This is a genomic window from Streptomyces sp. NPDC001920, assembly GCF_053594495.1.
Genome location: NZ_JBSFEP010000004.1, coordinates 295,722 through 309,391, shown reverse-complemented (window position 1 = coordinate 309,391; position 13,670 = coordinate 295,722). Strand labels below are relative to the sequence as shown.

The following is a 13,670-nucleotide window of genomic DNA, read 5'->3' as shown; positions in this document are numbered from 1 at the left end:
GGGTCGCCGTCATCACGGCCGCGTGGCCGCCGTCCTCTTCGACCGCGACGGAACCCTCGTCGAGGACGTCCCCTACAACGGCGACCCCGCCCGGGTGCACCCGCTCCCCGGCGTCCGGCAGGCACTGGACCTGCTGCGCGCCGCCGGCATCCCGACCGGGGTCGTCAGCAACCAGTCGGGCATCGGCCGCGGACTGATCACGGAGACCGACGTCCGCCGGGTCAACGACCGGGCGGACACCCTGCTGGGCGGCCTGAACACCTGGGTCCACTGCCCGCACGCGCCCGACGCCGGCTGCTCCTGCCGCAAGCCCCGCCCCGGACTGGTCGTCGAGGCCGCCCGGCGGCTGGGAGTGCCCCCGCCGGACTGCGTGGTGATCGGTGACATCGCGGCCGACGTCCAGGCCGCCCGCGCCGCCGGCGCCCGGGGCGTGCTCGTGCCCAACGCGGCCACCCTGCCGTACGAGGTCGAGACGGCACCCGACACCGCCCCCGACCTGCTCACGGCGGTCCGGCGGCTCCTCGCCGAGAGGCGGGGTGATCGCCCGTGAAGAGCCTGGTGGTACGCCTCGACAGCTTCGGCGACGTCCTGCTCGCCGGACCCGCGGTCCGGGCCGTCGCCGCGCACTCCTGCCACGTCACCATGGTGTGCCGCCCGCGCGGCGAACCCGCCGCGCGCCTGCTGCCCGGCGTCGACGACGTGATCGTGTGGGAGGCCCCGTGGGAGGGCTTCGACGCGCCCACCGTCCAGGAAGCCGACGTCGACGGCCTCGTACGACGCCTGAAGGGCGCGGCGTTCGACGCCGCCCTCGTCCTCACCTCCTTCCACCAGAGCCCCCTGCCCACGGCCCTGTTGCTGCGCCTGGCGGGCGTCCCGTACATCGGCGCCGACAGCGTCGACCACCCGGGCCGCCTCCTCGACGTACGCCACCGGCGGCTCCCCGGCCGCCACGAGGCCGAGGCCGCCCTCGACACCGCCGCCGCCATGGGCTTCGAGCCGCCCGCCGGTGACGACGGCCTGCTGCGCGTCCTGCCGCCGCCCGACACCATCGCGCTGACGGGCAACGGCCCCTACGTCGTGCTGCACCCCGGAGCCAGCGCACCGGCCCGCGCCTGGAGTCCCGAACGCTGCGCCGAGGCCGTCGAGTCGCTCGCCGAGGCCGGGCACCGGGTCGTCGTCACCGGCGGCCCCGACGAGGTCGGCCTGACCCGGAAGGTCAGCGGCGACATCGCCGTGGACCTCGGAGGGCGCACCGAACCGCGCACGCTCGCCGGGATCCTGCGCACCGCCGACGTGGTGGTGTGCGGCAACACCGGACCGGCCCATCTGGCCGCCGCCGTCGGCACGCCGGTCGTGTCGCTGTTCGCCCCCGTGGTCCCGGCGGAGCGCTGGGCGCCGTACGGAGTGCCGAGCGTCGTCCTCGGCGACCAGCGCGCGCCCTGCGCGGACAGCCGTGCCCGGCGCTGTCCCGTGCCCGGTCACCCCTGCCTGGAGGAGGTCACCGGGCAGGACGTGGTGGGCGCGGTCCGCAAACTGCTCAAGGAGGACGCATGAACATCCTCGTGTGGCATGTGCACGGTTCGTGGCTGACGTCGTTCGTGCAGGGCGCGTACGACTTCCTCGTCCCCGTGACCCCCGACCGCGGGCCCGACGGACTCGGACGCGCCAGGACATGGCAGTGGCCGCCCACCGTACGGGAGTTGAGCCCCGCCGAGCTGCGCGAGGCCGACATCGACCTGATGGTGCTGCAACGGCCGCACGAACTCGAACTCGCCCGCCGGTGGACCGGGCGCCGTCCCGGCGCCGACGTACCCGCCGTCTACGTCGAGCACAACAGCCCGCACGCCACACCCGTGGACACCCGGCACCCGCTGGCCGACCGGGACGACATCACGCTCGTGCACGTCACCCACTTCAACCGCCTGATGTGGGACAGCGGCCGGGCCCCGACCACGGTGATCGAGCACGGCGTCATGGACCCCGGACACCTGTGGACCGGCGAGGAGCCGCGCGCCGCGGTCGTCGTCAACGACCCCGTACGGCGCGGCCGTACGACCGGAACCGACCTGCTGCCCGAGTTCGCGCGCGCCGTGCCGCTGGACGTCTTCGGCATGCGCACCGAAGGGCTCGGGGACCACCTGCGACTCCCGTCCGACCGGCTGCGCAGCCGCGACCTGCCCCAGAGCAGCCTGCACCCGGCGATGGCGCGCTGCCGCATGTACCTGCACCCCGTCCGGTGGACGTCCCTCGGACTGTCCCTGCTGGAGGCGATGTTCCTCGGGATGCCCGTGGTCGCCCTGGACACCACCGAGGTGCGCGAGGCCGTCCCCGAGGGAGCGGGGGTGGTGTCCAACCGGCTCGACGTACTGCGGGACGCCATGCGCGGATTCCTCGCGGACCCCGTGGACGCCCGGCTGACAGGGGAGGCCGCCAGGGCCGCGGCGCAGGCCCGCTACGGAGAGCGGCGCTTCCGGGACGACTGGGAGCGTCTGATCAAGGAGGTCACCCGATGAGCACCAGCCACCCCTCGGCCGGCCGTGTCGCCATGGTCTCCGAGCACGCCAGTCCGCTGGCCGCGCTCGGCGGACCCGACGCGGGCGGACAGAACGTCTACGTGGCGCAACTCGCCGGGCGACTGGTCCGCCGCGGACACGAGGTCACCGTGTACACGCGGCGTGACGACCCCCGGCTGCCGGAACAGGTCACCGTGCCCGACGGATTCAAGGTCGTGCACGTGCCCGCGGGACCGGCGGCGCCCATACCCAAGGACGAACTCCCGCCTTACATGCCCGAGTTCGGCGCGTTCCTGGCCCGGCGGTGGGCGGCCGAACCGCCCGACGTGGCGCACGCCCACTTCTGGATGTCCGGCTGGGCGGCGCTCGCCGGCGCCCGCGACCTCGGCGTGCCCGTCGTGCAGACCTACCACGCGCTCGGCACCGTCAAGAAGCGCCATCAGGGCGCCGCCGACACCAGCCCGCCCGACCGCATCGCGATCGAGACCACCATCGGCCGCGAGTGCAGCCGCATCATCGCCACCTGCGAGGACGAGGTCACCGAACTTCGGGCCATGGGCCTGCCGCGGCGACACATCTCGGTCGTCCCCTGCGGCGTCGACCCCGTGCGGTTCGCCCCGGTCGCCGCGACGCGCAGACCCGCCTCCGCGCCCCGGCGCCTCCTCGCCGTCGGCCGGCTCGTCCCCCGCAAGGGGTTCGACCGCGCCATCCGCGCCCTGGCCGGCATCCCGGACGCCGAACTCCTCATCGCCGGCGGACCCGAGGCCGCCCTGCTGCTCGCCGAGCCGGAGGCCGAGCGGTTGCGGGCGATCGCCGACGAGTGCGGTGTGGCCGACCGGGTACGGCTGCTGGGCGGGGTGAGCCGCGAGGAGATGCCGGGGCTGATGTCCGGCGCGGACCTCGTGCTGTCCCTGCCCCGCTACGAACCGTTCGGCATCGTGCCCGTCGAGGCCATGGCCTGCTGCGCGCCCGTCCTCGCCACGGCCGTCGGCGGGCAGCTCGACACCGTCGTCGACGGCGTCACGGGCGTCCTCGTACCGCCCGACGACGACCACGACATCGCCGGCACCGTCCGCCGCCTGCTGGCCGACCCGGAGCTGCTCGCCCGCTACGGCGCGGCCGGGCGCCGCCGTGTCCTGGCCCGCTACACCTGGGACCGCGTCGCCGACGGCGTGACCCGCGCCTACAGCGCCGTCTCCACCGTCCCCTCGCTGTCGGGAGCCGTCCGATGAAACTCGCCTCCGACGTCACACACTGCGACGACCTGATGCGGGCGCTGCAAGGCTTCCGCGGCTACGCCGGGCCCGTGCTCCGGCACTGGGGCGCGCTGCTCGCCTCCCGTCTCGGTTCCGGCTCCCGGCTCCTCGTCGCCGGCAACGGCGGCAGCGCGGCCCAGGCGCAGCACCTCACCGCCGAGCTGGTCGGCCGCTACCGGGACGAACGCCCGGCGTTCTCCGCACTCGCGCTGCACGCCGACACGTCCTCCACCACCGCCATCGCCAACGACTACGGCGTCCAGGAGATCTTCGCCCGCCAGGTCGCCGCGCACGGCCGCGCCGCAGACGTCCTCGCCCTGCTGTCCACCAGCGGCGCCAGCGCCAACCTCCTCGTCGCGGCGAGCGAGGCCCACCGCCTCGGCATGACCGTGCTGGCCCTCACCGGCCCGGCACCGAACCCGCTCGCGAGCGCCGCCGACGAGGCCCTCTGCGTCGAGGCGGCGACCTCGGCGACGGTGCAGGAGCTGCACCTGGTGGCCGTCCACATGCTCTGCGAGACCTTCGACCAGGCGGTCGCACGACGGGAGACGGCGCACCGGCGCATCCGGGACGACGCCGCCCGGCCCGGCACGACGGACCGGCGCTACTGGTCCGTCGGGACCGGCGGCGCCCCGGAGGAGCACCATCGCCCCGACGAACGGCCCGGTGAACGCTGGGCGCTGCTCCTGGAGGAGGACGGCACATGACCGCACCGGCCGCACTGCTGGTCGTCGGGGACGCCCTCCTCGACCACGACGTCTCCGGCCGTGTCGAACGCCTCGCCCCCGACGCGCCGGTACCGGTCGTCAGCGGCACCCGGCGCGCCACCCGCCCCGGTGGGGCCGCGCTCACCGCCTGCCTCGCCGCCGCCGACGGCCGGCCGGTCACGCTGATCACCGCCCTCGGCGACGACCCGGACAGCGCGGCCCTGCGCGACCTGCTGACCGGCCGTGTGCACCTGGTCGAACTCCCGTTGGAAGGCGCCCTGTCCAGCAAGACCCGCGTCCTCGCGGACGGCCGGCCGCTGCTGCGCCTGGACGACGGCGAGGGACGGGCCCGGGAAACCACGCACGAGGCCGTCCGAGCGATCACCGAGGCGGACGCCGTGCTCGTCTCCGACTACGGCCGCGGCACCGCCGACGTGCTGCGCGAGGCGCTGGCCGGGGCGGCGGCGCGGATCCCCGTCGTCTGGGATCCGCATCCCCGGGGCATGCCACCGGTACCGGGCGCACGGCTGGCGACGCCGTCCGCCGCCGAGGCACATGCCCTCGCGGACCGGACCGAGGACCGCGACGACACCGAGCAGCGCGGACCCAGCGGCGAACTGCGCACGGCCGCCCAGGACGCCGGCCGGCTCGTACGGGCCTGGCGGGTGGCGTCCGTGGCGGTGACGCTCGGTGGACGCGGAGCCCTGCTGTCGCACGGCGGGACGCCGCTGCTCGTGCCGTCGCCGGTCACGGCCGAGGGCGACGCGTGCGGGGCGGGCGACCGGTTCGCGGCCACCGCCGCCGGGCTGCTCGCCGACGGCGAACTCGCCGAGACGGCCGTCCGCGCGGCCGTGCACGCCGCCACCCGCTATGTCGCCGAGGGCGGCGTACGGTCCCTTTCCACGGCCGCCACGGCCACCGCGACGACGGCTCCCCAGCCCCAGGGCGCGCCCACGGACGACGCCCTGCGCACGGCTGCCCGGGTGCGGGCGGCGGGCGGAACGGTCGTCGCCGCCGGCGGCTGCTTCGACCTCCTGCACGCCGGCCATGTCGCGCTGCTGCAGGCGGCCCGGCGCACCGGTGACTGCCTGGTGGTGTGCGTCAACTCCGACGCGTCCGTGCGCCGCCGCAAGGGCGACGGCCGGCCGCTCGTCCCCGAGGCGGACCGGATCCGGGTCCTGCGCGCGCTGGAGTGCGTCGACGCGGTCGCCGTGTTCGACGAGGACACGCCGGAGCGCCTCCTCGCCGAACTGCGCCCGCACATCTGGGCGAAGGGCGGCGACTACGCTCTCGAACGCCTCCCGGAGGCGCCCCTCGTGGAGAGCTGGGGAGGCCAGGTCGTCCTCTTCCCGTACCTCGACGGCCGCTCCACCACAGGCATCGCCGAGCGAGCGGCCCTGACCCCACGACCACCGTCGACACCCCTGACGCCGGCCACCGCACGAAGGCGGCGGTGACCCATGCCCGTCGCCGGACACCGTGACGAGTGAGATGAGCCGGCGGTGATCGATCGCCGGGGTGGTGGTGCGACGAGGCGGCTCGCGGGCCCGCGGTTCGCCCCCGGGGCAGAAGGGCGTGGGCGAACGCCGGGGCGGGTCGGGTGAGTTGACGGTGGCGGGTCCGCCGGGAGGCCGGAATGGGCCACTCGCGGGACGAGGCACGTGACCGTGACGAGTGAAGGGAGTCCGCGGTGATCGATCCGCCGGTGCGAGGGTGCCGGGCGGCCGAGGCGGCAGGGCGGTGGCGCCCGTGGGAGGCCGACGGCTGCGCGGCCGGGGCCCGGCGCGAGACCGTCGAGGCCGCGGGCACCGGACCGTACGGCCGCCGCCGGATCCTGGTGTTGCGGGCGCTGGGGCTCGGTGACCTGCTCGCCGGGGTTCCCGCGCTGCGGGGCATCCGGCGGGCCTTCGCACGCGATCACATCGTGCTGGCGCTGCCCCCGGCGCTCGCCGAGGCCGCGCTGGCCACCGGAACAGTGGACGGCGTCCTGCCGGCGCAGGCGCCTGGGCGGGGCGTGCCGACCCTGGATCACTGGCCCGGGCCGCCCCCGGACGTCGCCGTCGACCTGCACGGCAACGGACCCGAGAGCCGCGACGCACTGGCCGCCCTCGGCCCCCGTCGGCTCCTGGCCTTCGCCGCAGCGGGCGATCCCCTCGCCGGTCCAGGGCCCGCCCAGCCCCCCGTGTGGCGACCGGACGAGCACGAGCGCGAGCGCTGGTGCCGCTTCCTCGGCGCCTACGGCATCGCGGCCGACCCGGACGACGTACGACTGCCACCGCCCACGGCCCCCTCCCCGGCACCGGGCGCCGTCCTCGTCCACCCCGGCGCCGAGTCCGCCTCCCGCCGCTGGCCCGCCGGGCGGTACGCCGACGTCGTACGGCGGTTGCGAGCCGCGGGGCACCGGGTCGTCGTCAGCGGCGGCCCCGCGGAGGACGCGCTGGTCCTCGACCTCGCCGCCCGTACCGGGCTGCCCGCGCGCGACGTGCTGCGCGGCGGGCTGCCGTTCGCCGAGCTGTCGGCGCTCGTCGCCCACGCCGCCCTCGTCGTCAGCGGCGACACCGGACCGGCCCATCTCGCGGTGTCCCACGGCACACCGTCCGTGACCCTCTTCGGACCCGTCTCTCCCCGCCTGTGGGGACCTCCGCGCTCCCCGCGCCACGTCGTCCTGTGGAAACCCGGCCCCCCGGGCGACCCGCACGGCGACGCCCCCGACCCGCAGCTGCTGCGCATCCGCGCCGACGAGGTGGTCACCGCGGCCGTCGGTCTGCTGAACCCCGCCCGGACCACCACGTGACCACGACCGGCCCGAATTCCCGCGGCACGCCGCTACGGGCCGTGCCCGCATGCCTCACCGGAACGCGGGCACGGCCCGTAGCGGCATCGTCACGTCCCCTCCGTCCCCGTGTCCGGAGCGGCGACGGCCTCCGTCGTCTCAGGGGCGTCGTCGCGTTCACCCTCGGCCTGGGACGGCGTCGTGTACTCCGGAACCGGGTGGTGGGCCCATGGGGTCTCGGCCTCCTCGCGCTCGCCCTCGGCCTGTGACGGGGTGTGGTGGCTCACGCTCATCGTGATCGTCCCTCCTGCGCACGGGCCGGTCGGCCGGCCCCACTCGGGCGGGGGAGGGGCCCGGCACCGTCGAGCGCCGGACCGGCACCCCCGGGCGCCCCGGTGACACGGCGCGGTCCGCCCGCATCACCCCCGCACGGCGGGTACCCGTCCGGCGGCACGGCTCGGCGGCGGAAAGGACGCGCGGTGCGGAAGCACCCATACTGGCTCTACGAACGTACCTCCGCCTGCGCGCCGCCGCCGTGCCGGACCGGCGGCGCCGGACAGCCGGAGGTGAGGTTCTCCCACAGGGCCCGGCCGACTCGGGCTCCACGCCACGACGGCACGCTGCCACCTACAAGACCCCCGGCCCCAGTCCCTCGGCGACGGCGCCGTCCAGGACAGCTCGCGGGTCCCGCTCGCCTCCATCGAACGGGAGTTCCGGATGACGATCACCCCACACCCGTCGCCCGCCTCGTCCTCTCTGCGCATCGGCCTGCTCGGCTCGTACGGCGGGTGCAACACCGGCGACGAAGCGATCCTGATGTGTGTCCTCAGCTGCCTGCGAGCCCACCGGCCGGGGGCCCGGCTCGTGGTCTTCAGCCGGAACGCCGAGCACACCCGCGCCCACCAGCCGCAGGCCGACGAGGTCGTCGACTGGGAGGGCGTCCCGCAAAAACCCGTCCTGGACGTTTTGGCCGGACTGGACCTGCTGGTGCTGGGCGGCGGCGGGATCCTCTACGACGGGGAGGCGCGGCGCTACCTGCGGCTGGTGAGGGCGGCGCAGGAGCGGGGCGTGCCCACCTTCGCCTACGCGGTCGGCGCGGGCCCGCTGCGCGAGGCGGACGACCGGGAGGCCGTACGTGCCGTGCTGCCGCGGATGACCGACGTGGTGGTGCGCGACGAGGAGTCACGCCTCGTCCTGGAGGAGGTCGGCGTCGACCGCGAACTCACCGTCACCGCCGACCCGGCGCTGCTGCTCACCCCCGAGCCTTTCACCGAGCAGATGATGCGGCAGGAGGGCCTGCCCACCGACACCCGCCTGATCGGGATGTCCGTGCGCGAACCGGGCCGGGCCGCGGAGAAACTCGACGAGGACGACTACCACGCGCTGCTGGCCGACGTAGCCGAGTTCCTCGCCCGGCGCCTGGACGCCCACGTGGTCTTCGTGCCGATGGAACGCCAGGACGTCCGCCACGCCCACGGCGTACTGTCCCGGATGAGCGCCCCGGACCTGGGCCGCATCCTGCACAACTCCTACAGCCCCGGCGAGATCCTCGGCTTCATGAGCCATCTGGACATGGTCGTCGGCATGCGCCTGCACGTCGTGATCTTCGCCGCGCTCACCGGCCTGCCCGTGCTGCCGCTGCCCTACTCCGGCAAGGTCTTCGACTTCGCCCGCCGTACCGGCGCGCCCGCCCTGGTCGGTGTGGCGCGGGAACAGGCCGGCCTGCTCCTGGCGGAGGTCGACCGGCTCTGGGACGAGTTCCCGCGGCGGCAGGAGGAGCTGACCACGCGGGTACGGGGACTGCAGGCGCTGGCCCGTGAGACCTGCGCCCGCTGCGGCTTCCTGCTGGACTCCATCGACGGCGGCGGCGCCGACGTACGAAGGACCGCGGACCTGCACCTGCACGGTGCCGTGACCCCCATGACCCCCATGACCCCCTGACCGGCCGACCACCCGCCCCCTGTGCCGGAACGCGCCCCTCGCGACCCACCGATCCGACGGGAAGATGCGATGCCGATCCTGGAACCACCCCGACCCGCCGAGACCGTCACCCTGCCCCCGCGGGCGGCCCGGCACGGCGGCCGCACGGACGTCCTGGTCGTGGGCGGTGGCCCGGCCGGCACGGCCGCGGCCTACGCGGCGGCCGACGCGGGCGCGGACGTCGTGCTCGTGGAGCGCTACGGATTCCTCGGCGGCAACGCCACCGTGGCGCTGGTGATGCCGTTGATGTCCTTCCACAACGAGCGCAAGCAGGCGGTGTTCGACGAGGCCGGCCACGACAGCCGGCTGCTGCCCTCCGACCACGGGGAGGGCGATCCGGTGGTGGCCGGCTTCCTGTGGCTCCTGCTGGACCGGCTCACCGCACGCGGCGGCTGCGTGACACCGTCCCCCGACACCGGCTACACCGTGCCGTTCGACCCCGAGACCTACAAGCTGGTCCTCCTCGACCTGCTGGACGAGGCGGGCGTCCGCATGCTGTTCCACTCCTTCGCCTCCGCCGCGCTGCCCCTCGACGACGGCTGGCGCGTGGTCTTCGAGACCAAGTCCGGCCCGGTGGTGATCGACGCCGGTGTCGTCGTCGACGGCACCGGCGACGGCGACATCGCCGCCGCCGCGGGTGCGCCGTACGAGATCGGGCGCCCGGAGGACGGACTGGTGCAGCCGATGACACTGATGTTCCGGGTCGTCGACTTCCTGCAACCGCTGTTCTCCGAGTACGTCAGGGACCACCCCGACCAGTGGCGGGGCGTGCACGGGCTGTGGGACCTCGTCCAGGAGGCCACCGAGGCCGGGGAACTGCGCCTGCCGCGCGAGGACATCCTGTTCTTCGGCACCCCGCATCCCCGCGAGGTCAGCGTCAACAGCACCCGCGTCACCCGCGCGCTCGGCACCGACGTGTGGGACCTCAGCCGCGCCGAGTACGTGGCACGCCGCCAGATGGAACAGATCGACCGCTTCCTGCGCCACCGTGTGCCGGGATTCAAGAGGTCCTACGTGGCCCAGAGCGGCGTCCAGATCGGTGTACGGGAAAGCCGCCGCATCCTCGGCGACTACCACCTGACCGGCCACGACATCCTCGCCGCACGCGCCTTCCCCGACGCCGTCGCGCACGGCGCCTACCCCGTCGACATCCACAACCCCAGGGGCAGCGGCACCGTCCTCAAGCGCGTCCCGCGCGGACACTTCTACGACATCCCGCTGCGCTGTCTGCTGCCGAAGGACACGGACCGCCTGCTGGTCGCCGGGCGCTGCATCTCCGGTTCTCACGTGGCGCACTCGTCCTACCGCGTGATGCCCATCGCGATGGCCACCGGCCAGGCGGCCGGCGTCTGCGCCGCGCTCTCCGTGCGCCTCGGCCGCAGTCCCCGCGAGGTGCCCCACCACCTGGTCCAGCGCGCCCTCAAACGGCAGGGCGCCCATCTGCGCCTCGACCCTCGCGAGCCGGTGCCCCAGCGCCGCTGACCCATGTCGACCCGCCTGCGCTCGCCGCACCCCGCCTCCGGCGCCGCGCGGGCACGGCCTAGGGTGCGGGCATGACCTCACAGGCGTACCTACGCGAACTGTTCTCGCTGGACGGCCGGGTCGCGCTCGTGACCGGCGGCAGCTCCGGCATCGGACGGGCCGTCGCCGAGGCGCTGGCACGCGCGGGCGCGAGCGTCGTGGTCGTGGCCCGCAGGGAGGCGGAGCTGGCCGCGACGGTCGAGGAACTGGCGGCGCACGGCTGCCGTGCGGCCTGGGTGAGCGCCGACCTCGGCACTCGCGACGGCGTGCGCGCGGCGGCCGAGGAGGCGGCCGGCACGTTCGGCGAGCCCGACATCCTCGTCAACAGTGCGGGGATCAACCTGCGGCCCCCGATGGGGGAGTTGGGCGAGGACGTGTGGGACACCGTCATGGCGGTGAACCTGGAAGCGCCCTATCTGCTGGGACAGCGGTTCGGGCCGGGCATGGCCGAGCGGGGCTTCGGGCGGATCATCCACATCACCTCCCAGCAGGCCCACCGTGCCTTCGTCCAGAGCGGCGCCTACGGCGTCTCCAAGGGCGCGCTGGAGTCGCTGGCCCGCTCCCAGGCCGAGGCCTGGTCGCCGTACGGCGTCACCTGCAACACCCTCGTGCCCGGGTTCGTGATGACGCCGCTGAACGCACGGCTGTCCTCCGACCCGCAGAAGGTGGCGGCACTGGCCGAGCGGACCATGGTCGGACGCAACGGCCTGGCCGAGGACTTCGCGGGCGCGGCGGTCTTCCTCGCGAGCCGTGCCTCGGGCTACGTCACCGGCCAGTCGGTCTTCGTCGACGGCGGCTTCTCCGTCCACTGAAACCGCTCCGGCCGGTACGTCAGCGCAGGTCGAGCCGCATCAGGATGCGGGGGTGACCGGCCAGCACCGAGCTGGTGTCGGCGGCGTGCACGAACCCGGCCCGTTCGAAGTTCTTCCGGAGCCCGGCGTAGGCCATCGTCAGGTCCACCCGGGCGTCGCCGTTGTCCAGCGGGTACGCCTCGACCACGGGCGCGCCCCGGGCGCGGGCGAAGTCGACCGCGCCGGCGATGAGCGCGTGGGTGATCCCCTGCTTGCGGTGGCCCGGTCGTACGCGAACGCACCACAGCGACCAGACCGGCAGGTCGTCGACGTGCGGGATCTTGCGGTTGCGTGCGAAGGACGTGGCCGAGCGCGGCGCCACGGCGGCCCAGCCGACCGGCTCGACACCGTCGTAGGCCAGAACCCCCGGAGGGGGATCCGCACGGCACAGCCCGGCGACGTACTCACCGCGGGCCGGTCCGCGCAGCTCCTGGTTGAGCTTGGACGGGAGCCGGTAGCTCAGGCACCAACACACGCTTGCGGTGGGCGACTTGGGGCCGAGCACCGCACGCACGTCGTCGAAGACCGATGCCGGGCGAACTTCGATGGCCATGCCTCCACCCTTTCACGGCGTGATCGCCGACGCCCGGGATCGGTGGCACGGTCGGCGCGAGGTTCAGCCGGAGAGGAGGGCTTGCGGGGACGGCGGCTGCTCCGGGCACACCACCTCGTCGTGCGGGGGGCGGCCTCGGTACGTGGGCGGTCGAACCCTTCGCCGCACACCGCCGCCCGCCCTCATGCCGGGGCCTGGAATGCCTGCAGTGTCTCGGCGACCTCGGCGTCGGAGACCTGGGTGAAGTCCTCGTACCACTCACCGACGGCGTGCAGGGAGGGCGGTTGCTCCAGGCAGACCACCTCGTCGCACTCGGTGCGGATCGCCGCCGTCGTGCGAGGACTGGCGACCGGGAAGGCCGCGATCAGCCGGGCCGGGCCGTGGCGGTGCAGGAAGCGCAGGGCCGCCGCAGCGGTGAGGCCGGTGGTCAGGCCGTCGTCGACGAGGACGACCGTGCGCCCGTGCACCGAGGGGAGGGGGCGGCGGCCGCGGTATACGTACTCCCGGCGGTGCAGCTCGTTGCGTTCGCCCGAGACGACATCCCCGAGCCGGTCCTCGGACAGATGCATCATGGCCAGGCCCTGCCGGTCGTACATCGGCGGGTCGTCGGCCACGATGGCGCCGATCGCCGTCTCCGGCCGGATCGGAGTGCTGATCTCCCGGGCGACCAGCACGTCCAGCGGGGCGCGCAGGCTGCGGGCCACCTCCGCGGCGACGGGCACGCCGCCCGGCGGCAGGGCCAGCACGAGCAGACGGGGGAGATCGCCGGAGCCGGCCCACTCGACGAGCCGCAGGGCGAGCTCCTGTCCGGCATGGGTGCGGTCACGGAAAGACACGGCGCTCCTCCCTCGGGGTGGGGCAGCCGCCGAGTGCCCGGTGGGTCCACCGCGAAACGAGGTGGTCCGGGGCGTCACCCGGCAGCCCGAAACGCACATGACGAGCACCGGACCGGGTACCCGAACCGTCCGGCGCGTACCGGACGGAAGTGCACGACACGGCGACGGGACGAACCATGACCGACCCCCATTTCGAGAGCGACGCCTCCGCGGCCCAGCAGGCCCTGCGCACGGTCGTCGAGAAGGGCGCGGACGAGGCGGCCCTGAGCACGCTGGCCCACAGCGAGGTGCTGGTGCCGGCGGCCACGAACGCGGAGGGGCCCGCGCCGGCGGCGCTGACCCTGCCCGTGTTCGAGCAGGAGGACGGCACCGAACTGGTACCGGTCTTCACCACGCAGGAACGCATGGAACAGGCCATGCCGAAGATGCACCGGCACCGCAGCGTCCGGCTCGGCGTCCTCGCCCACGGCTGGCCCTCCGACAATCTGTCCCTGGTCATCGACGCCGGCACGCCCGAGCAGCTGGCGCTGACGGCCCAGGGCGTCAGGGCACTGCTGGACCGGGGCGACAGCTGACCCCGCAAGCCCGGGCGGCCACGGTCACGACCCGAACGGCCGCTTTTCGGCCGATGCGAGGCGGGAACCCGGTGGCCGTTCGTTCCCGCCCCGCGTTCAGGAGGC

General features: G+C 74.7%; 14 protein-coding genes. 11 read left to right on the top strand and 3 right to left on the bottom strand.

The features are described 5' to 3' along the window. Window positions 1-22 precede the first annotated feature (22 nt). From ACWCPI_RS08960 to ACWCPI_RS08930, 7 genes are all read left to right on the top strand, one after another. Window positions 23-550 carry a D-glycero-alpha-D-manno-heptose-1,7-bisphosphate 7-phosphatase gene (locus tag ACWCPI_RS08960; RefSeq protein ID WP_451037462.1) on the top strand — a complete coding sequence of 176 codons (528 nt, stop codon included), beginning with the start codon at window positions 23-25 and terminating at the stop codon, window positions 548-550. Further along, window positions 547-1,554 (top strand): glycosyltransferase family 9 protein, encoded by a 1,008-nt coding sequence (locus ACWCPI_RS08955; RefSeq protein ID WP_451037461.1) that lies wholly within the window; start codon window positions 547-549, stop codon window positions 1,552-1,554. The genes ACWCPI_RS08960 and ACWCPI_RS08955 overlap by 4 nt, the downstream gene beginning before the upstream one ends. Continuing rightward, on the top strand, window positions 1,551-2,513 hold the full coding sequence (locus ACWCPI_RS08950) for a glycosyltransferase (RefSeq protein ID WP_451037460.1): 963 nt from the start codon (window positions 1,551-1,553) through the stop codon (window positions 2,511-2,513). Before ACWCPI_RS08955 ends, ACWCPI_RS08950 begins: the two co-directional genes overlap by 4 nt. Next, on the top strand, window positions 2,510-3,745 hold the full coding sequence (locus ACWCPI_RS08945; protein ID WP_451037459.1) for a glycosyltransferase: 1,236 nt from the start codon (window positions 2,510-2,512) through the stop codon (window positions 3,743-3,745). Before ACWCPI_RS08950 ends, ACWCPI_RS08945 begins: the two co-directional genes overlap by 4 nt. Further along, on the top strand, window positions 3,742-4,476 hold the full coding sequence (locus ACWCPI_RS08940) for a D-sedoheptulose-7-phosphate isomerase (protein ID WP_451037458.1): 735 nt from the start codon (window positions 3,742-3,744) through the stop codon (window positions 4,474-4,476). Before ACWCPI_RS08945 ends, ACWCPI_RS08940 begins: the two co-directional genes overlap by 4 nt. Continuing rightward, entirely contained in the window at window positions 4,473-5,933 is a 1,461-nt protein-coding gene (gene rfaE2 / locus ACWCPI_RS08935) for a D-glycero-beta-D-manno-heptose 1-phosphate adenylyltransferase (RefSeq protein WP_451037457.1), read from the top strand. The genes ACWCPI_RS08940 and rfaE2 overlap by 4 nt, the downstream gene beginning before the upstream one ends. 374 nt (window positions 5,934-6,307) lie before the next feature. Then, window positions 6,308-7,270 carry a glycosyltransferase family 9 protein gene (locus ACWCPI_RS08930; RefSeq protein ID WP_451037579.1) on the top strand — a complete coding sequence of 321 codons (963 nt, stop codon included), beginning with the start codon at window positions 6,308-6,310 and terminating at the stop codon, window positions 7,268-7,270. A gap of 89 nt (window positions 7,271-7,359) precedes the next feature. Here the strand turns inward: ACWCPI_RS08930 and ACWCPI_RS08925 are convergent, their stop codons facing one another. Beyond that, window positions 7,360-7,542 (bottom strand): hypothetical protein, encoded by a 183-nt coding sequence (locus ACWCPI_RS08925; protein WP_451037456.1) that lies wholly within the window; start codon window positions 7,540-7,542, stop codon window positions 7,360-7,362. Window positions 7,543-7,966: 424 nt separating this feature from the next. On the opposite strand from ACWCPI_RS08925, the gene ACWCPI_RS08920 reads away from it, so the two are divergent. The 3 genes from ACWCPI_RS08920 to ACWCPI_RS08910 all read left to right on the top strand — a co-directional run bounded on the left by ACWCPI_RS08920 (window position 7,967) and on the right by ACWCPI_RS08910 (window position 11,562). Continuing rightward, window positions 7,967-9,190 carry a polysaccharide pyruvyl transferase family protein gene (locus ACWCPI_RS08920; RefSeq protein ID WP_451037455.1) on the top strand — a complete coding sequence of 408 codons (1,224 nt, stop codon included), beginning with the start codon at window positions 7,967-7,969 and terminating at the stop codon, window positions 9,188-9,190. Between the two features lie 69 nt (window positions 9,191-9,259). Next, window positions 9,260-10,711 carry an FAD-dependent oxidoreductase gene (locus tag ACWCPI_RS08915; RefSeq protein WP_451037454.1) on the top strand — a complete coding sequence of 484 codons (1,452 nt, stop codon included), beginning with the start codon at window positions 9,260-9,262 and terminating at the stop codon, window positions 10,709-10,711. Window positions 10,712-10,782: 71 nt separating this feature from the next. After that, window positions 10,783-11,562 carry an SDR family NAD(P)-dependent oxidoreductase gene (locus tag ACWCPI_RS08910; RefSeq protein WP_451037453.1) on the top strand — a complete coding sequence of 260 codons (780 nt, stop codon included), beginning with the start codon at window positions 10,783-10,785 and terminating at the stop codon, window positions 11,560-11,562. 19 nt (window positions 11,563-11,581) lie between these two features. Here ACWCPI_RS08910 and ACWCPI_RS08905 read toward each other — a convergent pair whose 3' ends face one another. Both ACWCPI_RS08905 and ACWCPI_RS08900 read right to left on the bottom strand, forming a co-directional pair. Beyond that, window positions 11,582-12,154 (bottom strand): GNAT family N-acetyltransferase, encoded by a 573-nt coding sequence (locus ACWCPI_RS08905; protein WP_451037452.1) that lies wholly within the window; start codon window positions 12,152-12,154, stop codon window positions 11,582-11,584. Between the two features lie 182 nt (window positions 12,155-12,336). Beyond that, entirely contained in the window at window positions 12,337-12,990 is a 654-nt protein-coding gene (locus ACWCPI_RS08900) for a phosphoribosyltransferase (protein WP_451037451.1), read from the bottom strand. Window positions 12,991-13,166: 176 nt separating this feature from the next. On the opposite strand from ACWCPI_RS08900, the gene ACWCPI_RS08895 reads away from it, so the two are divergent. Continuing rightward, window positions 13,167-13,565 carry an SseB family protein gene (locus ACWCPI_RS08895; RefSeq protein ID WP_451037450.1) on the top strand — a complete coding sequence of 133 codons (399 nt, stop codon included), beginning with the start codon at window positions 13,167-13,169 and terminating at the stop codon, window positions 13,563-13,565. Window positions 13,566-13,670 lie beyond the last annotated feature (105 nt).

Bases quoted from the DNA above. Each gene is read 5' to 3' on its own strand.
- ACWCPI_RS08950 (WP_451037460.1), top strand. From the start codon at position 1,551: ATGAACATCCTCGTGTGGCATGTGCACGGTTCGTGGCTGACGTCGTTC.
- ACWCPI_RS08945 (WP_451037459.1), top strand. From the start codon at position 2,510: ATGAGCACCAGCCACCCCTCGGCCGGCCGTGTCGCCATGGTCTCCGAG.
- ACWCPI_RS08940 (WP_451037458.1), top strand. From the start codon at position 3,742: ATGAAACTCGCCTCCGACGTCACACACTGCGACGACCTGATGCGGGCG.
- rfaE2 (WP_451037457.1), top strand. From the start codon at position 4,473: ATGACCGCACCGGCCGCACTGCTGGTCGTCGGGGACGCCCTCCTCGAC.
- ACWCPI_RS08925 (WP_451037456.1), bottom strand. From the start codon at position 7,542: ATGAGCGTGAGCCACCACACCCCGTCACAGGCCGAGGGCGAGCGCGAG.
- ACWCPI_RS08920 (WP_451037455.1), top strand. From the start codon at position 7,967: ATGACGATCACCCCACACCCGTCGCCCGCCTCGTCCTCTCTGCGCATC.
- ACWCPI_RS08915 (WP_451037454.1), top strand. From the start codon at position 9,260: ATGCCGATCCTGGAACCACCCCGACCCGCCGAGACCGTCACCCTGCCC.
- ACWCPI_RS08910 (WP_451037453.1), top strand. From the start codon at position 10,783: ATGACCTCACAGGCGTACCTACGCGAACTGTTCTCGCTGGACGGCCGG.
- ACWCPI_RS08905 (WP_451037452.1), bottom strand. From the start codon at position 12,154: ATGGCCATCGAAGTTCGCCCGGCATCGGTCTTCGACGACGTGCGTGCG.
- ACWCPI_RS08895 (WP_451037450.1), top strand. From the start codon at position 13,167: ATGACCGACCCCCATTTCGAGAGCGACGCCTCCGCGGCCCAGCAGGCC.